Source organism: Gryllotalpicola koreensis (assembly GCF_039538185.1).
Classification (GTDB): Bacteria; Actinomycetota; Actinomycetes; order Actinomycetales; family Microbacteriaceae; genus Gryllotalpicola; species Gryllotalpicola koreensis.
Window position 1 is genome coordinate 992,020 of record NZ_BAABBW010000001.1, and the last position, 18,549, is coordinate 1,010,568.

Genomic DNA, 18,549 nt, shown 5'->3' on the forward strand with positions numbered 1-18,549 from the left:
AACCTTTGTGATGATGTCGCGACGGGCCGGCGCGGATTCGCGCGAGTGAACGGCCCAGAGGGGGGGTGCGCCTCGTCGATGAGGCAGACGGGGTGCCGTCAGGCACCGGTGGCGAAGATCTGCGGGTTACGCACACATTCGACACATCATGACGCCGCGACCGGCCATCATCATGCCGGTGGTCTCGCTCACCTCAAGGGCGGAACGAAGGCTCACGGTGTCAGTCATGTCACAAAGCAAAACAGAAAACGCCACGTTATGTCAAACATGACATTTATGAATGGGTTGAAGCGGATGCCTTATTCGGCCAGGCCGTAGAGGCGATCGCCCGCGTCTCCGAGGCCCGGCACGATGTAGCCGACCTCATTGAGCCGCTCGTCGAGCGCGCCCAGGACGAGACGCACATCGCGCCCCTCGGTCTCCTTCTCGAGCCTCGCGAGGCCCTCTGGCGCGCCGAGGATGCAGATCGCCGTGACGTCGGACGCCCCGCGCTTGAAGAGGAACTCCAGCGCCGCGCCGAGCGAGCCGCCGGTCGCGAGCATGGGGTCGAGCACGAAGCACTGCCGGCCGGAGAGGTCCTCGGGCAGGCGCTCGGCATAGGTCGTCGGCTCGAGCGTCTCCTCGTTACGCGCCATGCCGAGGAAGCCGACCTCGGCGTTCGGCAGCACGGCCATCATGCCGTCGAGCATGCCGAGGCCCGCGCGCAGAATCGGCACGACGAGGGGAACGGGCTTCGAGAGCGCGAGCCCGTTGTACGGGGCCACCGGCGTCTGCACCGTGATCGGCTCGACGCGGACTTCCCGGGTCGCCTCATAGCTCAGCAGGGTGATGAGCTCAGCGACCAGCGAGCGGAACTGCGGGCTGGGGGTCTCCCGATCGCGCAGCACCGTCAGCTTGTGGGTGATGAGCGGGTGGTCTGCAACGTGCACTCGCATAGGCTCAGGCTATCGAAAAGTCCCCTGCCGAAAGGCCGCCGATGCTCGCCGTTCCGCCGCAGTACGACGCGTGGATGGAGCTCGCGCTCGCCGAGGCGCGCGCCGCGCTCGACACGGGCGACGTGCCGGTCGGGGCGGTCGTGCTCGGGGCCGACGGCACGGTGCTCGGGCGGGGCAGGAACGCACGCGAGGCACGCCAGGACCCGACGGCGCACGCGGAGGTCGAGGCGCTGCGCCAGGCATCCGTCGCCACCGGCGATTGGCAGCTGACGGATGCCACGCTCGTCGTCACCTTGGAGCCGTGCGCGATGTGCGCCGGGGCGATCCTGTCGGCCCGGGTGCCGACGGTCGTGTTCGGCGCATGGGACGAGAAGGCCGGCGCGGCCGGCTCCGTGTACGACCTGCTGCGCGACCGCCGGCTGCCGCAGAGCGCCGAGGTCTATGCGGGGGTGCGGGCCGAGGAATCCGCGGCGCTGCTCAGTGCCTTTTTCGAAGACAGGCGTTTCGAAGACAGACGCAGCCTCCCCCGCTGAGCTACTCGACCGCCGGAGGAAGAGCCTCGGTGCGGAAGACGTCTGGCTCGAGGTAGATCAGGCGTGCGAGCGGGACCGCGGAGCGGATGCGCTCTTCGACGAGGTCGGTCGCGGCTGCGGCATCCGTCACCGTCCGCTCACCGGGCATCGCGATCTTGGCTGCGACGAGCAGCTCGTCGGGTCCGAGATAGAGGGTGCGCAGGTGGATGATGCGGTCGGTCTCGGGCCCCGCCAGAATCGCCGCCTCGATCGCCTGCAGATCGGCCTCGGTGGCTCCCTCGCCGACGAGCAGGCTCTTGACCTCCATGCCGAGCACGATGGCGACGCAGACGAGCAGCACGCCGATGGCGATCGAGCCGGCGGCGTCGAAGAATCCGTTGCCCGTGATCAGCGCGAGCCCGACGCCGATCAGGGCGAGCACGAGGCCCGTGAGCGCCGCGATGTCCTCGAGCAGCACCGCCGGCAGCTCGGGGTTCTTCGCCCGCCGGATGAACTGCACCCACGTGCCCGAGCCCTTGTGCGGGCGCGACTCGGCGAGGCCGGTGCGCAGCGAGAAGCCCTCGAGCACGATCGAGATGAGGAGCACCGCCAGCGGCAGCCACCACAGGTGCGGGCGCACGTAGTGGTCCGCCTCCTGCAGCTTGTGCACGCCCTCGTAGATCGAGAACACGCCGCCGACCGAGAACAGGATGATCGCGACGACGAAGGCGTACACATAGCGCTCGCGGCCGTAGCCGAAGGGGTGCTCGCGGTCGGCGCTGCGCTTGGCGCGGCGACCGCCGATGAGCAGCAGCAGCTGGTTGCCCGAGTCGGCGAGGGAGTGCACGGATTCCGCGAGCAGCGAGCTCGAGCCCGAGAACAGGAACGCGAGGAACTTCACGATCGCGATGCCGACGTTCGCGCCGAGTGCGGCGTAGATCGCGGCGCCGCCGTGCGATTCGCCGTGCGACGCGGGGGCGTGCTCGGCGGGGGCATCTGTCATGCGGCAATCCTATGAGGCGCTTGTGCGCCCGCGGCCGACGTCTGCGGCCGCGCCCGCGGGCGCAGACGTCGGCGCGGGGCGCAAATAGGGTGGGGGCATGACGGATGCCCGGCCCACGACTCTGCCCACCATCGCCTTCCTCGGGGCGGGCTCGATGGCCGGGGCGATCCTGAACGGGCTGCTCTCGCCCGCGGTGAGCGTCACCGGCGGCATCCGCGTCACGTCTCGCACGGCGCAGAAGGCGGCGAGCTTCGCAGGGCAGGCGGGCATCACGGCGTACGCGACCGAGGAGAGGGCGGATGCCAACCGCGAGGCCGTCCGCGGGGCGAAGCTCGTCGTGCTGGCCGTCAAGCCGCACCTCGTGCCCGAGGTGCTCGCCGAGGTCGCCGACGGGCTCGAGCCGGGGGCGATCGTCGTGAGCGTCGCGGCGGGCGTGACCGTCGCGACGATGGAGGCCGTGGTGCCGGCATCCGTCGTCGTCGTCCGCACCATGCCGAACACGCCCGCCCAGGTCGGACGCGGTGTGACGGGGGTGAGCGCCGGGTCGCGCGCGACCGCCGCCGACGTCGCGCTCGTGCGCGAGCTGTTCGAGACGGTCGGCGCGGTCGTCGAGGTGCCGGAGTCGCAGCTCGACGCGCTGTCGACCATCTCGGGCTCTGGCCCCGCGTACGTGTTCCTGCTGATCGAGGAGTTCGTGAAGACCGCGGTCGCCAAGGGGTTCACCCCGGAGCAGGCGAAGCTGCTGGTCGAGCAGACCTTCCTCGGGGCGTCCGAGCTGCTGGCCGCGACGGGGGAGGACCCCGCCGAGCTGCGCCGCCGCGTCACGAGCCCGAAGGGCACGACCGAGAAGGCGATCGAGGTGCTGCAGGGCGCAGGCCTGTCGGCGCTCTTCGACGCGGCGACCGACGCCGCCCTCGCCCGCGCAAAAGAGCTCGCCGCGGGCAATTGACCGCGTGCGCTACTAGCTTCCGCTTTGCGCTACTCGGATCCGAGGCGCGCAAGGCGGATCGCAGTGGCGCAAGTGAGCGTGCCTGGCGGACCCAGCCATAGCGACGCGGCGATCGCGTCCGGCGCGACAATGAACTCAGTCGTCCAGCGCGGCGAACTTCTGCACGTCGGCGTCACGGCCCGAGACGACGATCACGTCGCCCTCGTGCGCGACGGTCTCCTCCGTGGCATACGTGAACGGGCTCCCCGGCCGCTTGATGCCGACGACCGTGACCTTATGCACGGTGCGCACGCCCGACTCGGTGAGCGTCTTGCCCCAGATCGCGCGGGGCGCGTGCATCTTCACCAGCACGAAGTCGTCGTCGAACTGGATGAAGTCGAGCAGCCGCCCGCTCACGAGCCGTGCGATGCGCTCGCCCGCCTCGGCCTCCGGATAGATCACGTGGTTCGCGCCGATGCGCTCGAGGATCCGCCCGTGCGAGCGCGAGACCGCCTTCGCCCAGATCTGCGCGATGCCGAGCTCGACGAGATTCGCGGTGATGAGAACGGATGCCTCGATCTGCGACCCCACCGCGACGATGGCGATCTGGAACTCTTCCGCGCCGAGCTGGCGCAGGGCGTCGAGTTGCGTGGCATCCGCCTGCACGGTGTGCGTGACCTGATCCGCCCATTCCTGCACGAGCGCGGCGTCCTCGTCGACCGCGAGGACCTCGCGGCCGAGGCGGTCGAGCTCTGCGGCGGCGGCCGAGCCGAAGCGACCGAGCCCGACGAGCAGCACGGGGGTGTCGTGACGAAGGGGACTAGCCAACGATGGGCCTCTCTTCCGGGAAGGCGAAGAGCCGGCGTTGCTGGCTCTGTGCGAGGGCGGCGGCGAGCGTGATCGTGCCGATGCGCCCGAAGAACATGGTGGCGGCGAGGATGTAGACGGCCGGGTCAGGGGCGCCCATGGTCAGACCCGTGGACAGCCCGCAGGTCGCGAATGCGCTGATCACGTCGAAGAGCACGTGGTCGAGCGAGTCCCGCGTGATCGCGAGGACGCTGACGGATGCCAGAGCGACGATCGTCGCCCCCCACAGCACGACCGACACGGCCACGCGCAGCACATCGCCCGGGATGCGGCGTCGGAACGCCTCCATGCTCTGGACGCCCTTCGCCTCGGCGACGGCCGCGAGGAAGAGCACGGCGAGCGTGGTCACCTTGATGCCGCCGCCGGTGGACGCCGAGCCGCCGCCGATGAACATCAGCATGTCGGTCACGAGCAGGCTCGAGTTGTGCAGCTGGGACACGTCGAAGGTCGAGAACCCGCCCGAGCGGGCCATCGCCGAGAGGAAGAAGCTCTGGAAGACGCCGTCGCCCGCGCCCAGCCTGCCGAAGGTCTGCGCATTGCCGTGCTCGAGCAGCCAGTACGCGCCGCCGCCGATGACGAACAGCAGGAGGTAGGTGACCACCGTGAGCTTGACGTGCAGCGAGACGATGCGGCGGCGCTGCGCCGGCCGCCGGATGACGCGGGCGAGGGCATAGATGACGGGGAATCCGATCGCTCCCAGCATGACCGTCACCGCGATCGTCGTGAGGAACGCGTAGTCGTGCGCGAAGGGGAACAGGCCGTTGTTGTTGGGGGAGAATCCGGTGTTCGTGAACGCCATCGCCGAGTAATAGACGGCATCGCGCGCGGCCTCGCCGACGCTGAACCCGTGCCGCAGCAGCAGCGGGAAGAGGATCGCGGCGCAGGCCGCCTCGATCACCACCACGCTGATCGCGATCGCGCGCAGCAGCCCGGCGACGTCACCGAGGCGCACCGCCTGGCCCTCGGCGACCGGCCCCCGATGGGCGCGCAGCGGATTGGTGTCGCCCGCCGCGATCAGCCGGGCGCGCAGGCCCAGGTGGCGGCTGATGATGAGCCCGAGCGTACTCGCGAGGGTGAGCACGCCGATGCCGCCGATCTGCACGCCGACGTAGATGACGACCTCGCCGAAGCCCGACCAGTGCGTCGTCATGTCCACGGTCGACAGGCCCGTGACGCAGACGACCGAGACGGCGGTGAAGAGCGCGTCGGCGAAGCCGGTCGCGGTGCCGGCGGCGCTCGAGGCGGGGAGCGCGAGCAGCCCGGTCCACACGAGCACGAGGGCGGCGAAGACGAGCAGCGCGAAGCGGCTCGGGCTGGCCGCGGCGAAGTCGGAGAAGGACTCGCGGATGCCGCGCCGGCCTCCCCTCGCCGTGAGAGCGGTCACCGACATCCCCCGATCTCCACGCGCCCCATCCTGCCGTGGCCGCCCGCAACTGGCTACTCTTGCCCCTATGGCCGACATCTTTGACATCGTTGCCGACTCGACCAGGCGGGAGATTCTGCAGGTGCTGCTCGAATCCCAGGCGTCGGGAAGCGGCGAGGTCGCGGTGTCGCAGATCGTGCAGGCGCTCGAGCTCTCGCAGCCGACCGTCTCGAAGCACCTGAAGGTGTTGCGCGACGCCGGGCTGGTCTCGGTGCGCGAAGAGGGGCAGCACCGCTACTACCACCTCGACTCCTCGCCCCTCGAAGAGGTCGACGAATGGCTGCTGCCGTTCCTCGGCACGGTCGACGAGCCGGATGTGGCGGATGCCGCGGCCGTCGGCGCCGCGTCGTCGGTCGGCTTCGGGGCGACCGGGCTCTCCGACTCGCAGAAGGAGTTCGCCGCCTCGGTCGGCAAGGTCGCTGCGGGAGCCGCCGCTCGGGCGGCCGCACTGGCGTCGCGCGTCAAGCGGTAGGGGCCGTTCGGAGGCCGCGGGAGCGGCTGGTAAGATGGCTGTTTGTGTCGCGCTCGACGTGCGGCATCCCCGATCTTTGTGAGGTTTCCGTGGGTTCTGTCATCAAGAAGCGCCGCAAGCGCATGGCGAAGAAGAAGCACCGCAAGCTTCTTCGCAAGACGCGCCACCAGCGTCGCAACAAGAAGTAGGTCTCGACCTGCCAGCATGAGCGTCAGGGCATTCGCCCTGGCGCTTCTTCTGTTAACGGATGCCTAGGCTGAACTCGTGCCCCACACCGTCACGCTCTACACGAAGCCCGGCTGCCACCTGTGCGACGACGCACGGGACATCGTCGATGACGTGGTCGGTCGGGTTCAGGCATCCGATCACCTCGATGTCGCCGTCGATGAACTCGACATCCTCGCCGACCCAGCACTGCAGACTCGCTACGGTGAGGAGATCCCCGTCGTGCTCATCGACGGGAAGATGCACACCTACTGGCGCGTCGATGCGGCGCGCTTCGAGAAAGCCCTCAAGGAGCTCGCATGACCCTGCGCCACATCGTCGCGTGGACCCTCAAGTCGGACGACGCGGCGCAGCGTCGAGCGGATGCCGAGGGGGTGCGCTCGCGGCTGCTCGCGCTCGAGGGCGTGGTGCCGTCGATCCAGTCGATCGCCGTGATCATCGACGAGGTCGACGAGCGCGCCACGAACTCGGTCGCCGTCGTCGCCGACTTCGCGGACGCCGCCGGGCTCGAGGAGTACCAGGTGCACCCCGTGCACCAGGACGCCGCCGCCTGGATCCGCACGGTCGTCAACCCCGAGTCGCGCCTCGCGGTCGACGGCGTGGTCTGAGCGGGTTGCGCCCGCGTCGAGACGCGCCGCGATGGGCTTCTGGTCGGTCAGAAGCCCGTTTTCGCGCGTCTCGAGGCAGCTGTATCGCTGCGCTCGTTTCCCAGCAGTCGGGTACGAGGCTCTCGACGAAGAATCGAGCGCTTTCCTGGGTTTAGGGCTGGGGGATCGGTACGAAACGTGCGATCTCGGGGTCCTGGCAGTACTCCGCCATCAGCTCGCTGTCCGCAGCGTTCGCTGAACTCACCCGAGGGTGCAGTTCGGGTCGCCTCGATTGCGCTGAGGGGACCGGAACGCACCCCTCGGGGCAGCTCGGGGGCGACGCCGGGCAGCTACGGCGCGAGGCGGGTCGGGCCGCGGAACAGCAAGGTCGTCTCGCGGATGGAACTCTCGCCGAGCAGCAGCATCAGCACGCGGGCAAGGCCCATGCCGAAGCCGCCGTGCGGTGGGATTCCGTACTTGAAGAACTCGAGGTACTCGCCGATGCCGGCGGGGTCGAGGCCCTTGTCCTGCGCGTTGGCGAGCAGCTCGTCGATGCGGTGCTCGCGCTGCGCGCCCGTCGTGATCTCGGTGCCGTTGTAGATCAGGTCGTACGACTTGGTCAGCCCAGTCTCAGGGTTGCGCATGTGGTAGTACGGGCGGATGTTCGCGGGGTAGTCCGTGACGAACACGAAGTCGTGGCCGAACTCGCCCTTCACATAGGCGCTGATCTGGCGCTCGCCCTCTGGGTCGAGGTCGCCGTCCTCGCGGGGCACGGTGTAGCCGCGCGCCTCCTTGAGGATCGTGTGCACCTCGGCGAGCGGGATGCGCGGGAACGGAATCGATGGAACCTCGACCTCGATGCCGAACAGCTCGCGGATCTCATCCCCGTGCTTTGCCTTCACCGCGGCGAAGCCGGCGACGAGCAGCTGCTCCTGCATCGCCATGACGTCTTCATGCGAGTCGATCCACGAGATCTCGGCGTCGACCGACATGAACTCGGTCGCGTGCCGCGAGGTGAACGAGGGGTCGGCGCGGAAGACGGGCGAGATCTCGAAGACCTTGCCGAAGCCGGCGGCCTGCGCCATCTGCTTGAAGTGCTGCGGGCTCTGCGCGAGGTACGCGGTGCCGAGGTCGAAGTAGTCGAGCTGGAACAGCTCGGCGCGCGACTCGGACGGGGATTCCATCAGCTTTGGGGTGTGGATCTCGACGAATCCGTTCTCGACCCACCAGGTGCGCCACGCGTGTTCGAGCGTGGTCGAGATGCGGAAGATGAGCGCGTTCTTCGGCTGGCGCAGGTCGAGCCAGCGGTAGTCGAGGCGCTTGTCGAGGCTCGAGTCGGCGGCGATCGGCGCCTCGGGCACGCTGGTGCCTGCGACAGCGAGGGTGCCGACCTTCACCTCGAGACCGCCGAGCTTGACACGCTCGTCGTGCTTGAGCTCCCCGGTGACCTCGATGAAGGTGCCGAGGGACAGACCCGAGATCGACTCGGTGAGCGCGAGTGCTACGGATGCCTCGGCCGAGGCATCCGTCTCGTCGATCTCCCGCGTCGCGGGGTTCACGAGTTGCAGTGCGCCGGACTCGTCGCGCAGCACGACGAACTGCACCTTCTTCTGATCGCGCACGGTCTCGACCCAGCCGGCGACGGTGACGGGACCGTCGGGAAGAGCGGAAAGGTCCTTGATGAGGGTGCGTTGCGTCACGGGGGTCAATCGTACCGGGGTGGGGAGTCCTCACCATTCCTCTGGACCGAGGCCGACCGCTACTGTCTGTTTCGAGTCACCAGGGGGGCCAGTGAGCGATCAACTCAAAGTCGACACGCACAATGTGCGACAGCTTGCGCATGCGATGCGTGTCATCAAGGACCAGCTCGATCACGCAGACGATTATGCGGATGCGCTGCGCTCGGCGGTCGGGTCCGACAGCCTCGGTGATGTCATCCACGACTTCGCGCACAACTGGTCGATCCACAGGGGGAAGATCCAGGGCGATGTGGACAAGGTCGCGAGCGCGGCCGACTCGGTCGCCGACGGCTTCGAGCAGACCGATCAGAAGCTCGGCGACGCTGTGACAGCGAAGGGGAAGCACTGATGGCCGGCGGCTGGTTCGCGAAGTTCGAGGAGCTGCTCGAGCCGCAGGAGCTGCCGGGCGAGCCCGGCACGGTGCGCGCGGCGGGGAACAAGTACTCCCACATGGCCCAGCAGGTGCTGAACGCCGCAGACAGCATTCGCCGCATGGCGAAGGACAACGGCAACCACGTCAGCCAGGCGGTCGACAAGCTCGTCGACGTCGCCGGCGATGTCGGCGACAAGGTCGAGAAGCTGCACACCCGCTATGACGCGGCGGGGACGGCGCTGACGGCGTACGCCGGCCAGCTCGAGAGGGCGCAACACGAGGCCAAGGCCGCCATGAAGGACTTCTACGACGCGAAGGGCGCGCGCGACGCGGCGAACGCGAAGGCGAGTGCGGCGGACGACGAGGCCAAGGCCGCGGGCGACGACGACGCGACGAAGCAGGACGCGCAGGACAAGTCGACGCGACTGCAGAACGCGGCGGACGGTCACCAGCAGGCGATGAACGACGCGCGGGAGCGGTACCTGAACGCCGTCCGCAACCTCAACACCGCCGCTCAGACGGCGCACGACCAGATCGCCCACGCGATCAACGACGACGGGCTCAAGGACAGCCGCTGGGACAAGCTGAAGAACGCGGTCGGCCACGTCGTCCACGCCGTCGGGGACTTCATCAAGAAGCACGCGGCGTTCTTCAAAGCGCTCCATAAGATCCTCTCGATCATCACGACCGCGCTGTCGATCGCCTCGATGTTCTTCCCGGTGCTCGCGCCGTTCGCGCTCGGGTTCGCCGCGGCGACGGCGCTCGTCGGTCTGGGTCTCGCGCTCACGGGCGAGATGTCGTGGCTCGACTTCGGCATCGACTGCTTCACGGTGCTCACGCTGGGCGTCGGCGCGGTTGCCGGCAGCGTCATGAAGGGTGCGGCCGCCGGTGCCCGCGAGGTCGCCCAGGTCGGGCAGGTGGGCACGCAGGAGGGTGCGCGCTTCGCCAGCATCGCGAACGACCTGAGGATGACCGGCGGCGATGCGCTGAAGTCCGCCGCGAAGGGTCTGTTCTCGAAGAGCGTCGGGAAGGACCTGCTCGAGTTCGGCGTCGCCAAGATCCCGAAGTTTGCCGGGAAGGTCCCCGGCCTCGGCAAGGTGGCGGGGAACTTCGGCAAGACCGCTCTCTCCGAGGAGAACGCTTTCGCCGGGGTCTACAAGATCATGGGCGCGAAGGGCATCGAGAACTTCAAGAACCTGGCCGTGCTCAACGCCGACGGCGCCGTGCCCAAGGCCGTCACGGTCATGAACAACGTCGCCAAGATCGAGGGCTATGCGGCCAAGGCGTACAAGCAGTACGACCACCATGCCGACCTCGTCAACAACGTCGGCAAGGACCTCGGCAACTACGGCAAGGATCTCGGGAAGTTCATCGCGAGCCACCCCAACATGTTCGTGATGCAGGCGGCTTTCTGATGACGGACCTCGAGACGTCGCGTGCGCGGCTGGTCTTCGACGCCGACTGGAACATCTGGGTGCCCGTGCCGGACGCGCTGCCGCGCGGCAACTACGCCGACCTCGGGCAGTGGGCGGACGCCGTGGTCGATGCCGCCACCGAGAACGACTGGACGGCGAACGATCGCGTGCGCCTGCGTGAGGCGCTGCTCAGCATCGCCACCTCGACGGACGAGAACGAACTGCGCCTGATCAACCTCGCCGACCCGCTGGGGTACCTCTATTACGTGAGCGTCATCTGCTGGGACTCCGAGGAGAGCATCTCGGTGGCGTCGCTCGCGGGTGACGGCATCGACGGCGCCGTGCGCACGCCGAACGTCGAGGAGTTCGAGTCGCCCAACTTCGTGGAGGGCGCGCGCGGCGTCGTCTATCAGGACACGGGTGGCGACAACCATGACATCGGCGGGACGGCGCGCTGGGTGCTGCGCGGCCACGGCGTCGACGTCGTCGGGCTGCTCAATCTCTACAACTTCGTGCAGTTCGAACGGGCCGTGCCGGTCGTCGACCGTCTGATGCGGTCGATCGCAGTCGCCGGCGAGCAGGGAAGCGAAGAGCGATGAGCGAGAAGAACTCCATCAAGGACGGCTTCGTCTCGCAGTTCATCCTTCCGCCGCTGTGGCAGGTCATTCCGCTCGGTGAAGGCACGGAGGCAGCCGTCGACGCGCTGATCACGGAGCAGTACAGAGGACTGCCGCGCGACAAGTACGGTCGCGAGATGCGGCGCCTGCGTCAGGTGGTCCTCGACGCGGTGCTCGAGTTCGCGGACTCCGGTGCTCTCGAGGTGATCTTCCCGCTCGGCAACTACTGGGGCGAGCCGCTGTCGATCGCCGCGGTGACCGCGATCGGCGAGCCCGACGAGAAGGTCCCGCCGGGGCTCAGCGACGAGGACATCCTGAAGGGCCTGGGCGTCGAGCTCGGTGGCGAGCTGGTCGATACGGATGCCGGGCGAGCCCTGCGCCAGGTCGAGGTGCCCGATCGGCCAGAGGCGGCGGCATCGCCGGACGGGGAAGACGGCCCCGGTGTCGGGCCGCTGCGCACGATCAGCTACTACTGGCAGATCCCGGGCGGGCACGGCGCGACCTTCACGATGACGTCGACCATCTCCGGTCCGTACGACCCCGAGCTCGACCCGCTCGTCGACGCCTTCGCCGCATTGAACGACGCGATGGCCCAGGCGATGACATGGCGCCCCGAGCTTCTCGTGGAATCCGAGGTGCGGCCTGAGGCATCCACGCCTGTGGAATCCCTAAGCTGACCGCGTGGCTGCGAATTACCGCGTGAAGATCGTCCTGCCGCTGGCGGTCCGCAACTGGGTCAACGTCAACATGTCGAAGGAGCTGGCCGTGGGCTTGGGCAGCGGTCCGCGCGGGCGCGAATGGGCCGAGCGCGAGGTCGCCGGGTGGGAGAAGCTCGATCCCGATGTCGCGCCGCACCGCGCGGTGGCGACAGCGGCGGTCGAGCGCATCGGCACGACGATTCCGGAGGGCGTGACCCGGGCCGTCCTGTACCAGCCACCCTACGGCGATCCCAGCGTGATCGACTTCAGCTACGCCGCCGTCGATGAGCCGACACCCGTCGGCGCGCCGCCGCGGGAGCAGCGCGCGGACGGCAGCTGGGTGCTGCGCACTCCGGGGCTGCACCACGAGCTGCACGCGACGCCGTCGGGCGCCCCCGCGCCCGCGGAGGAGCTCGATGTGCTGTTCGGCCGCGCGGCGCTGACTGAGCAGAAGTCCGGGTTCTTCCGTCAGCTGGGGGACTTCGTCGACTTCTGGTCGGCGGGCGGGCGGGCCTAGGAGTTACGAGCCTCGCGAGCGCAGCTCGCTCGGGGTCCGGCGCGCAACGGCCCACTGGGTCGTCGCCGTTCAGCGCGCCTCGCGAGCACAGCTCGCTCGGGGTCCGGCGCGCAACGGCCCACCGGGCCGTCGCCGCTCAGCACCGGACCCAGGGGATTCAAGGGAACGGCCTCCGTAGACTTGCGCCGTGGCTAATCGGCAGGTGCATCTCGTGCGCCATGGCGAGGTGTACAACCCCGACCATGTGCTCTACGGCCGACTTCCCGAGTTCCACCTGTCGCAGCTCGGCCGCCGCATGGCGCAGACCGCGGCCGACGACCTGGCCGCCCGCGGCCGGCCCGTCGCGGCGCTGATCGCCTCACCGCTCATCCGGGCACAGGAATCCGCCGCTCCCATTTCTGCGCGCTTCGAGCTCGACATCCGCACCGAGCCGCGCATCATCGAGCCGCGCAACCACTTCGAGGGCAGCGTGATGGAGAAGGCGGTGAAGAACCCCGTCAACTGGCCGTGGCTCGTGAACCCCATGCGGCCGTCGTGGGGCGAGGCATACCGCTCGATCGTCGCGCGCATGACCGCGGCGATGACGGATGCCTTCGCGCTGCCTCCCCTCTCCGAGAGCGAGCCCGGCGACGTGATCATGGTGAGCCACCAGCTGCCGATCTGGGTGACGCACCTGTCGCTCGCCGGTGAGCGGCTGTGGCACGACCCGCGGCAGCGGCGCTGCGCCCTGTCGAGCATCACGAGCTTCGAGCAGAACGCGGGCGGGGTCATCCACGAGGTCGGCTACAGCGACCCTGCCGGCGAGCTGTCGGGCAGCGCCGTCGACGTCGGGGCGGTGTGATGTCCGCGAGGCGCCGAGTGCTGGCATCCGTTCTCTCCGCGGTCGTCGCCGCGACCGTGCTGTCGGGCTGCACCGCGACGGCCCTGCAGTCGCAATATCAGAACGGCGACAACAAGGGCTACATCTCGGGGACCGGCGTGACCGAGGTCAAGCCGGCCGACCGCAAGGATCCGGTGACGTTCTCGGGGAAGACGACGGAGGGCAGCACCTTCTCGTCGTCCGCCCACCGCGGCGACGTGATCGTCGTGAACTTCTGGTACGCGCAGTGCCCGCCCTGCCGGCTCGAGGCGAAGGAGCTGCAGAAGATCGCCGCGAAGTACGAGCCGCAGGGCGTCGACTTCATCGGCATCAACACCCGCGACGACCAGCCGAGCGCCGTGTCGTTCGACAAGACCTTCGGGGTCACCTACCCCTCGATCCTCGACGCGGACAGGGGCAAGGCGCAGCTTGCGTTCAGCGGCGTCTACCGGCCGAACTCGACGCCGACCACGGTGATCCTCGACCGGAAAGGCCGGGTCGCGGCGCGCATCGAAGGGCCGGTCACCGCCCAGCCGTCGACGGTGGAGACGCTGATCGATTCCGTTCTGGCCGAGGCTTCATCGTGAACCCGTTCGGCGAGCTCGTGAGCAGCGGGCAGCTGGCGGTCGCGGTGCCGATCGCGCTGCTGGCGGGGCTCGTCTCGTTCGCGTCGCCGTGCATCCTGCCCCTCGTGCCCGGCTACCTCGCCTACATCGGCGGCTTCACCGACGGCCGCTCGACTGCGGCGCCCGGCGATCGCCGCGGCCAGCGCCGACTCGCCCTCGGCGTGCTGCTCTTCATTCTCGGCTTCGCCGCGGTCTTCGTCGTCGGCGGCTTCATCTTCGGAACGCTCGGGCTGTGGCTCAACGCGTATCGCGAGCTGATCACCCGCATCGGCGGCGTCATCGTGATCCTGCTCGGGCTCGTGTTCATCGGCCAATTCTCGTTCCTGCAGAACATCGTCAAGCCCGCGTGGCGGTCGCGCTCGGGCCTCACCGGGGCGCCCCTGCTCGGCATCGCCTTCGCGATCGGCTGGAGCCCCTGCACCGGCCCGACCATCGCCGCGATCGACAACATCGGATTCTCCGGCGGCTCGCCCTGGCAGGGGGCGTTCCTCGCGCTCTGCTACGCCCTCGGCCTCGGAATCCCGTTCCTCTTGATCGCGCTCGGCCTCGGCTGGGCCTCCTCGGCAGTCACATTCCTCAAGCGGCATATTCGCATCGTCAACATCATCGGCGGCGCGCTGCTGATCGTCATCGGCGTGCTCATGGTCGTCGGCCTCTGGAACGACTGGATGCTGCAGCTGCAGGGGGTGATCCCCTCTTTTGAGACCGCAGTCTGAGGTGGAATCCGAATCGCAGCCCACGCGCACCTCGCAATTCGACCGCACCGCCGAGGGCGACCTGCTGCCGAGCGACCACATCGACACCCTCGAAGAGGGCGGCGGCGGGGCATCCGTCGGCTCCGTCAAACTGGGGCCGATCGGCTGGGCGCGCTGGTTCTGGCGCCAGCTCACCAGCATGCGCACCGCGCTGTTCCTGCTGCTGCTGCTCGCGCTCGCCGCCGTGCCCGGCTCGCTCGTGCCGCAGCACCTGAGCGACCCGAACGGCGTCACACAGTACAAGCTCGACCACCCGACGCTCTACCCGATCCTCGACAAGCTGCAGGTGTTTGACACCTATTCGTCGGTGTGGTTCTCGGCGATCTACCTGCTGCTGTTCGTGTCGCTCGTCGGCTGCATCATCCCGCGCGTGAAGCATCACGCCGAGGCGATGATGTCGAAGCCGCCCAAGACGCCGTTCCGGCTCACGCGTATGGCCGGCTTCCGCAGCGCGGCAGCGCCTGAGGGCACGGATGCCGGGGCTGCCATCGCCTCCGCCCAGAAGCTGCTGAAGTCGCAGGGTTACCGCACCGTCGTCTTCGACGGGCCGCGCGAGACCTCGGTGTCGGCCGAGCGGGGCTACCTGCGCGAGACCGGCAACCTCGTCTTCCACATCGCGCTGCTCGGCGTGCTCGTGGTCGTCGGCATCGGCGGCGGCTTCGGCTGGACGGCGCAGCGCGTCGTCACCGTCGGCCAGACCTTCGTCGACACCAGCGTCAACCTCGACTCGTTCAACCCGGGCCGCTTCGTCGACGGCGACAAGCTGCCGCCCTACTCGGTGCAGCTCAACAAGCTCGAGGTGAAGTACGACGAGGCCGAGTCCGCCGACTCGCGCGGCCTGCCGCTCGACTATGACGCGAGCGTCACCGCCACCCGCAAGGACGGCAGCACCTTCAAGACTCACATCAAGGTGAACCACCCGCTGCGCATCGACGGCACGAGTGTCTACCTGCTCGGCAACGGCTACGCGCCGACGCTGACCTTCCGCGACCCGTCGGGCAAGGTCGTGTCGACGCAGACCGTGCCGTTCCCGACGTTCACCGATTCGAACATGACCTCGCAGGGTGTCATCAAGGTCACCGACGGGCTGTCGGACCAGCTCGGCATCATGGCGCTGCTGCTCCCGACCGCGCCGGCCTCGACGCCGAAGGGGCAGATGCCCGCCTCGACGTTCCCCGACCTCGACAACCCGCGCATTAGCCTCACGATCTACAAGGGCAACCTCGGGCTCGACAAGGGCGTTCCCCAGTCGGTCTACGCGCTCGACCCGAAGGGGCTCACCCAGATCGCCGGCCCCGCGTCGAAGACGGCGGCGCTCGATCTCGGCGTCGGCCAGACCGTGAAGCTGCCGGGCGGCATGGGCTCTGTCACCTTCGACGGGGTGCAGCGCTTCGCGTCGCTCGACATCCACCACGACCCGACGCAGGGGTGGGTGCTCGTGTTCGCGATCCTGATCCTCGGCGGGCTGCTCACCTCGCTGTTCGTGCCGCGGCGGCGCATGTGGGTGAAGGCGAAGACGGATGCCTCAGGTGCCGTGACGCTGGAGTACGCGGGCCTCGCCCGCGGTGAGGACCCGCGTCTCGACGAGGCGGTCGCGGCGCTGGCATCCGCTCACTCCGCCGTGCTGGTCCCGGCCGAATCTGTCGGCGAACTCAACAACTCGAAGGCGTAGCGTACTGACGTGACCGAGACCCTCTCCACCATCTCCGAGATCGCGATCTACGTGGTCATGGGAATGTACGTCGTCGCGACGGCGCTGTTCGTGCTCGACCTGGCGAAGCGCAGCTCGCAGGGCGCCGCGCCCGCCGAGGTGCGCAGTGCGGTGGAACGCCGGGCCGAAGCCGCCGCCTCGTCGGCCGCCGGTGGCGCTGGCGGCGGGCGGACAGCCACGCTGACGCGGACCGCCACCGCGGCGTCGGCTGGTGCGCCGGAGGCGCCGAAGACCTCCCGGATGCTGCGGGCGGCGATGACCGTGACGACCGTCGCCTGGGGCATCCACCTGCTCTCTGATGTGACCCGCGGCATCGCTGCTCAGCGCGTGCCGTGGGCCAACATGTGGGAGTTCTCGCTGACGGGCACGCTCGTCATCGTCGGCATCTTCCTGCTCGCGAACCTGCGCTGGGACATCCGCTGGATCGGCACCTTCATCATGGGCCTCGTCTGCGTGCTGCTGATGATCGCCCAGGTGCGCTACTACGTGCCGGTCGTGCCGCTGCCGCCTGCGCTGCAGTCGTACTGGCTGGTCATCCACATCATGGTGGCGATCCTCGGCACCGCGTTCTTCGCACTCGGCTTCGCCCTGTCCGCTGCGCAGCTGGCGCAGAACTGGCGCGAGCGCCGTGAGGCGCTGTCGCTGCCGCCGGTGGCGCCGTTCCTCAAGACGCTGCCGAACGCGCTCACGCTCGAGAACCTCAGCTACCGCGTCAACATCATCGGCTTCATCTGCTGGACGTTCACGCTCATCGCCGGCGCCATCTGGGCCGAGAAGGCCTGGGGCCGCTACTGGGGCTGGGACACCAAAGAGGTGTGGACCTTCATCATCTGGGTGATCTACGCCGGATACATCCACGCGCGGGCGACGCGCGGCTGGCGCGGCTCGCGCTCGGCGTGGCTGTCGATCGTCGGTTTCGCTGCGGTGATGTTCAACTTCGGCATCGTGAACGTGTTCTTCCACGGCCTGCACTCGTACTCGGGGCTGACGAGCTAGCGTCGTTCGGCTGTCGCGGGGCGAGGCTGACGTCGGCTTCGCGGCACGTCGGTGCGAGAACAGAATCGGTCGGCGTGCCAAGCCACCCAATACTTGTGGACTATCGCCGGCACCCGTCGCGGGATTCTGATTGCCTTGCCGAATGGAGGTAGCCAGCCATAGGGAGTTGCCGATTGGTGCGCACGTCTTCATCGATGAGACCAAAGCCAACGGCTTCACTCTGGTCGGCGTCTGGATTGAGGCGGCGAACCTAGCGACGACTCGGAGGTCATTGCGAGGCAGAGTGCGCTCTGGTGAGCGACGCCTTCACTTCAAGAAGCTCACGAATGCGCGCCGCGTTGACGTCGTATCAGCACTACGTGAACATCACGTCCTCGCAGTCGCGATCCATTCCAGGTCTCGGGATCCTCGACGGGCTCGCGCGGAAAGTCTGGGATTCCTCTTGCAGATCGCATTGCGAACAAGAGCTCAACGAGTTGTCATGGAAACCGACGAGCCGTACCGACAACTCGACCTGGCAGTCGCGGCCAGTGAGTCGAGGGGTTTGGAGGTCACCCACTTGCATGCAGCCGACGAGCCACTGCTCTGGGCCAGCGATGCGATCGCGTGGTGCCTGCAGCGCGGCGCAGCATGGGAAGCTCGAGTTCGACCGATGATCGTCCTCGACCACGCGGTGTAGAAACACGCAAGCCCGGCCAAACGTCCTAGAGGGACGGCTTCCGGGCTTGCGTCTTTAGGATAGCGCGCCGAACTGGTGCGCGCCCGATCGGCTTCTGCCGAGAGCGCCCGGAGCCGTGGCTGCGGGCTCCGGAGCGTCCCCACCGCTCACCCGGCCTTGCGCCGGTAGAGCCCGACCGAATCGCCGAAGAGAAGGGGTGCGTCACTACGGTCTGTACGACATCGTGGTCGCTGTGGAGGATTGACGGTGTTCAAATGAATTCGTTCGATTCGGAGACCGACGGGAGGACCGCTGTGGCCGGCGAGCAGATCGACGATTCAGTGCCTGAACGTGCCCTGATGGGGATGTCGTCTGCAGATGCACGAGAAATCGTCGCCGCATTCCGCTCGGCACGACGCGGCCTCCTGCTCGAAGGCGATTCGATCACGGCCCTGCGCGACTACGGACGCCTCTGAGACCTCGTGGTCTGAACTACGCGAGCCCGGCTAGGTGTAGTTCCTCGGCACGTTGTGAACGTGGGCTGAGGTAGCGAAGACCTCCGGAACGATGTGGGTTACCACACTCTCATCGCTTCACGGAGGTCTTCGTGACTCACGCTAATGCCCATCTGAC

The 18,549-nt window shown here is 68.3% G+C and carries 23 protein-coding genes; 18 read left to right on the forward strand and 5 right to left on the reverse strand.

Annotated elements, in window-relative coordinates; genetic code table 11:
- Positions 1-299 precede the first annotated feature (299 nt).
- On the reverse strand, positions 300-935 hold the full coding sequence (gene upp, locus ABD708_RS04775; RefSeq protein WP_344752137.1) for a uracil phosphoribosyltransferase: 636 nt from the start codon (positions 933-935) through the stop codon (positions 300-302).
- A 41-nt stretch (positions 936-976) separates the two neighbouring features.
- On the opposite strand from upp, the gene tadA reads away from it, so the two are divergent.
- Positions 977-1,468, forward strand: coding sequence for a tRNA adenosine(34) deaminase TadA (gene tadA, locus ABD708_RS04780; protein ID WP_344752138.1), 492 nt, complete (start codon positions 977-979; stop codon positions 1,466-1,468).
- 1 nt (position 1,469) lies between these two features.
- Here the strand turns inward: tadA and ABD708_RS04785 are convergent, their stop codons facing one another.
- Positions 1,470-2,450, reverse strand: a complete 981-nt coding sequence (locus ABD708_RS04785; protein ID WP_344752139.1) for a cation diffusion facilitator family transporter — start codon at positions 2,448-2,450, stop codon at positions 1,470-1,472.
- Between the two features lie 97 nt (positions 2,451-2,547).
- Between ABD708_RS04785 and proC the strand changes: the two genes are divergently transcribed.
- Positions 2,548-3,399: a pyrroline-5-carboxylate reductase gene (proC, locus tag ABD708_RS04790; RefSeq protein ID WP_344752140.1), complete on the forward strand. Its 852-nt coding sequence runs from the start codon at positions 2,548-2,550 to the stop codon at positions 3,397-3,399.
- 135 nt (positions 3,400-3,534) lie between these two features.
- On the opposite strand, the gene ABD708_RS04795 is transcribed toward proC, so the two are convergent.
- Both ABD708_RS04795 and ABD708_RS04800 read right to left on the reverse strand, forming a co-directional pair.
- Positions 3,535-4,206 (reverse strand): potassium channel family protein, encoded by a 672-nt coding sequence (locus ABD708_RS04795; RefSeq protein WP_344752141.1) that lies wholly within the window; start codon positions 4,204-4,206, stop codon positions 3,535-3,537.
- Entirely contained in the window at positions 4,199-5,635 is a 1,437-nt protein-coding gene (locus ABD708_RS04800; protein ID WP_425553238.1) for a TrkH family potassium uptake protein, read from the reverse strand. Before ABD708_RS04800 ends, ABD708_RS04795 begins: the two co-directional genes overlap by 8 nt.
- 61 nt (positions 5,636-5,696) lie before the next feature.
- Between ABD708_RS04800 and ABD708_RS04805 the strand changes: the two genes are divergently transcribed.
- The 4 genes from ABD708_RS04805 (at position 5,697) to ABD708_RS04820 (ending at position 6,973) form a co-directional block, all read left to right on the forward strand.
- Complete coding sequence (locus ABD708_RS04805) at positions 5,697-6,140, forward strand: ArsR/SmtB family transcription factor (RefSeq protein WP_344752143.1); 444 nt, start codon at positions 5,697-5,699, stop codon at positions 6,138-6,140.
- An 89-nt stretch (positions 6,141-6,229) separates the two neighbouring features.
- On the forward strand, positions 6,230-6,328 hold the full coding sequence (locus ABD708_RS04810; RefSeq protein WP_003792170.1) for a 30S ribosomal protein bS22: 99 nt from the start codon (positions 6,230-6,232) through the stop codon (positions 6,326-6,328).
- A gap of 76 nt (positions 6,329-6,404) precedes the next feature.
- A complete protein-coding gene (locus tag ABD708_RS04815) occupies positions 6,405-6,668 on the forward strand; it encodes a glutaredoxin family protein (protein ID WP_344752144.1) in 264 nt (87 codons plus the stop codon).
- Positions 6,665-6,973: a Dabb family protein gene (locus ABD708_RS04820; protein WP_344752145.1), complete on the forward strand. Its 309-nt coding sequence runs from the start codon at positions 6,665-6,667 to the stop codon at positions 6,971-6,973. The genes ABD708_RS04815 and ABD708_RS04820 overlap by 4 nt, the downstream gene beginning before the upstream one ends.
- A 329-nt stretch (positions 6,974-7,302) precedes the next feature.
- On the opposite strand, the gene aspS is transcribed toward ABD708_RS04820, so the two are convergent.
- Entirely contained in the window at positions 7,303-8,652 is a 1,350-nt protein-coding gene (aspS, locus tag ABD708_RS04825) for an aspartate--tRNA(Asn) ligase (protein WP_344752146.1), read from the reverse strand.
- Positions 8,653-8,743: 91 nt separating this feature from the next.
- On the opposite strand from aspS, the gene ABD708_RS04830 reads away from it, so the two are divergent.
- From ABD708_RS04830 to ABD708_RS04885, 12 genes are all read left to right on the forward strand, one after another.
- Complete coding sequence (locus tag ABD708_RS04830; protein ID WP_344752147.1) at positions 8,744-9,040, forward strand: type VII secretion target; 297 nt, start codon at positions 8,744-8,746, stop codon at positions 9,038-9,040.
- Positions 9,040-10,479, forward strand: coding sequence for a hypothetical protein (locus ABD708_RS04835; protein ID WP_344752148.1), 1,440 nt, complete (start codon positions 9,040-9,042; stop codon positions 10,477-10,479). Before ABD708_RS04830 ends, ABD708_RS04835 begins: the two co-directional genes overlap by 1 nt.
- A complete protein-coding gene (locus ABD708_RS04840; RefSeq protein WP_344752149.1) occupies positions 10,479-11,078 on the forward strand; it encodes a hypothetical protein in 600 nt (199 codons plus the stop codon). Before ABD708_RS04835 ends, ABD708_RS04840 begins: the two co-directional genes overlap by 1 nt.
- On the forward strand, positions 11,075-11,773 hold the full coding sequence (locus ABD708_RS04845) for a hypothetical protein (protein WP_344752150.1): 699 nt from the start codon (positions 11,075-11,077) through the stop codon (positions 11,771-11,773). The genes ABD708_RS04840 and ABD708_RS04845 overlap by 4 nt, the downstream gene beginning before the upstream one ends.
- Positions 11,774-11,777: 4 nt before the next feature.
- Positions 11,778-12,311 carry a hypothetical protein gene (locus ABD708_RS04850; RefSeq protein ID WP_344752151.1) on the forward strand — a complete coding sequence of 178 codons (534 nt, stop codon included), beginning with the start codon at positions 11,778-11,780 and terminating at the stop codon, positions 12,309-12,311.
- 187 nt (positions 12,312-12,498) lie between these two features.
- Entirely contained in the window at positions 12,499-13,152 is a 654-nt protein-coding gene (locus ABD708_RS04855) for a histidine phosphatase family protein (RefSeq protein ID WP_344752152.1), read from the forward strand.
- Positions 13,152-13,757: a TlpA family protein disulfide reductase gene (locus ABD708_RS04860; protein ID WP_344752153.1), complete on the forward strand. Its 606-nt coding sequence runs from the start codon at positions 13,152-13,154 to the stop codon at positions 13,755-13,757. Before ABD708_RS04855 ends, ABD708_RS04860 begins: the two co-directional genes overlap by 1 nt.
- A complete protein-coding gene (locus tag ABD708_RS04865; protein WP_344752154.1) occupies positions 13,754-14,512 on the forward strand; it encodes a cytochrome c biogenesis CcdA family protein in 759 nt (252 codons plus the stop codon). Before ABD708_RS04860 ends, ABD708_RS04865 begins: the two co-directional genes overlap by 4 nt.
- Before the next feature lies 1 nt (position 14,513).
- Positions 14,514-16,223 (forward strand): cytochrome c biogenesis protein ResB, encoded by a 1,710-nt coding sequence (gene resB, locus ABD708_RS04870; protein WP_344752155.1) that lies wholly within the window; start codon positions 14,514-14,516, stop codon positions 16,221-16,223.
- 9 nt (positions 16,224-16,232) lie between these two features.
- A complete protein-coding gene (ccsB, locus tag ABD708_RS04875) occupies positions 16,233-17,258 on the forward strand; it encodes a c-type cytochrome biogenesis protein CcsB (protein ID WP_344752156.1) in 1,026 nt (341 codons plus the stop codon).
- Positions 17,259-17,739: 481 nt separating this feature from the next.
- Positions 17,740-17,937, forward strand: coding sequence for a hypothetical protein (locus ABD708_RS04880; protein WP_344752157.1), 198 nt, complete (start codon positions 17,740-17,742; stop codon positions 17,935-17,937).
- A gap of 254 nt (positions 17,938-18,191) precedes the next feature.
- Positions 18,192-18,392: a hypothetical protein gene (locus tag ABD708_RS04885; RefSeq protein ID WP_344752158.1), complete on the forward strand. Its 201-nt coding sequence runs from the start codon at positions 18,192-18,194 to the stop codon at positions 18,390-18,392.
- Positions 18,393-18,549 lie beyond the last annotated feature (157 nt).

What these genes read in the sequence shown, in the direction of transcription:
- ABD708_RS04845 (WP_344752150.1), top strand. Translation starts at nt 11,075, where the DNA reads ATGAGCGAGAAGAACTCCATCAAGGACGGCTTCGTCTCGCAGTTCATC.
- ABD708_RS04885 (WP_344752158.1), top strand. Translation starts at nt 18,192, where the DNA reads ATGAATTCGTTCGATTCGGAGACCGACGGGAGGACCGCTGTGGCCGGC.
- upp (WP_344752137.1), bottom strand. Translation starts at nt 935, where the DNA reads ATGCGAGTGCACGTTGCAGACCACCCGCTCATCACCCACAAGCTGACG.
- ABD708_RS04880 (WP_344752157.1), top strand. Translation starts at nt 17,740, where the DNA reads ATGGAAACCGACGAGCCGTACCGACAACTCGACCTGGCAGTCGCGGCC.
- ABD708_RS04840 (WP_344752149.1), top strand. Translation starts at nt 10,479, where the DNA reads ATGACGGACCTCGAGACGTCGCGTGCGCGGCTGGTCTTCGACGCCGAC.
- tadA (WP_344752138.1), top strand. Translation starts at nt 977, where the DNA reads ATGCTCGCCGTTCCGCCGCAGTACGACGCGTGGATGGAGCTCGCGCTC.
- ABD708_RS04820 (WP_344752145.1), top strand. Translation starts at nt 6,665, where the DNA reads ATGACCCTGCGCCACATCGTCGCGTGGACCCTCAAGTCGGACGACGCG.
- ABD708_RS04800 (WP_425553238.1), bottom strand. Translation starts at nt 5,635, where the DNA reads ATGTCGGTGACCGCTCTCACGGCGAGGGGAGGCCGGCGCGGCATCCGC.
- ABD708_RS04785 (WP_344752139.1), bottom strand. Translation starts at nt 2,450, where the DNA reads ATGACAGATGCCCCCGCCGAGCACGCCCCCGCGTCGCACGGCGAATCG.
- ABD708_RS04860 (WP_344752153.1), top strand. Translation starts at nt 13,152, where the DNA reads ATGTCCGCGAGGCGCCGAGTGCTGGCATCCGTTCTCTCCGCGGTCGTC.
- proC (WP_344752140.1), top strand. Translation starts at nt 2,548, where the DNA reads ATGACGGATGCCCGGCCCACGACTCTGCCCACCATCGCCTTCCTCGGG.
- ABD708_RS04835 (WP_344752148.1), top strand. Translation starts at nt 9,040, where the DNA reads ATGGCCGGCGGCTGGTTCGCGAAGTTCGAGGAGCTGCTCGAGCCGCAG.
- ABD708_RS04805 (WP_344752143.1), top strand. Translation starts at nt 5,697, where the DNA reads ATGGCCGACATCTTTGACATCGTTGCCGACTCGACCAGGCGGGAGATT.